This is a genomic window from Pseudomonas sp. K5002 (genome assembly GCF_013386655.1).
Taxonomy (GTDB): domain Bacteria; phylum Pseudomonadota; class Gammaproteobacteria; order Pseudomonadales; family Pseudomonadaceae; genus Aquipseudomonas.
In genome coordinates this window covers 1-751 of the sequence record NZ_JACARK010000358.1, presented here as the reverse complement: position 1 = coordinate 751, position 751 = coordinate 1, and the positions used below count along the sequence as shown (strand labels likewise).

Annotated in this window: 2 pseudogenes; one reads left to right on the top strand and one right to left on the bottom strand. The window is 62.3% G+C overall.

Annotated features, from left to right (window positions below):
• A pseudogene (locus tag HX846_RS17410) lies at window positions 1-383 on the bottom strand (hypothetical protein); the annotation flags it as partial.
• 206 nt (window positions 384-589) lie between these two features.
• Between HX846_RS17410 and HX846_RS17405 the strand changes: the two are divergent.
• Window positions 590-751 (top strand): annotated as a pseudogene (locus tag HX846_RS17405) (energy transducer TonB); the annotation flags it as partial.

The following is a 751-nucleotide window of genomic DNA, read 5'->3' as shown; positions in this document are numbered from 1 at the left end:
TGGCGCGCCAGGTCATGGCCGTCGCGGATGTCGAAGGCGTCCTGGATATAACCCGCCAGGCGCTCAAGGTGGCGCAGGTAGGCTTCGATTTCCAGGCACAGGCCTAGCCGGTGCTCCTTGCGAAGATACGCCAGGAAGTCGTGGATCTGTGCGTTGAGCTCGAAACGGTTCGGGCTCTTGGCGACAGGCACCAGGATATCCAGGCGAATCCACACGTCCAGCAGGCTGGTGATGTCCTGTGGCGTGCTGTCCAGTTGTTGGGCGGCCAGCTGGGCGCGCAGTTCGCTGAGGCTCAGGGTGCCTTGGTCGAAGTGTTCGCACAGTGGCTCAAGCAGGGCCCAGTGTTCGGCGAGGGCGCGCAAGACGCGCTTGGGTTCGATCATCGGAATGGCCGGCTGGTTAGCGATTAAAAGCAGCGATTGTACTGCATCGGTGCTGGGATTTATCCACAGCCGGTCGTGAGGCGCTCACCGGAACGATCAACTGCGGGCGATCTTCGTCGAAGGGCGGTAGAATCCCTGTTCTTTAGTTATCCACAAGTGGCCGACCTTTGCTTATCGAGTCCCGACGTCGCGCTTACTTGACCGCCATGCAGGTGGTCAACTGGCTGCCGCGCACTGAATTACCGTTCGCCGCCCCTTCGCGGCCCGAGCTGTTGGAGGCCCCGGAACCGTTCGAGGCTTTCGAGCCTTCGGGTGAGGAGGCGGCTGCTCCGGTGCCGCTGGTCAAGCCCGTGGCAGAAACCCCGGTG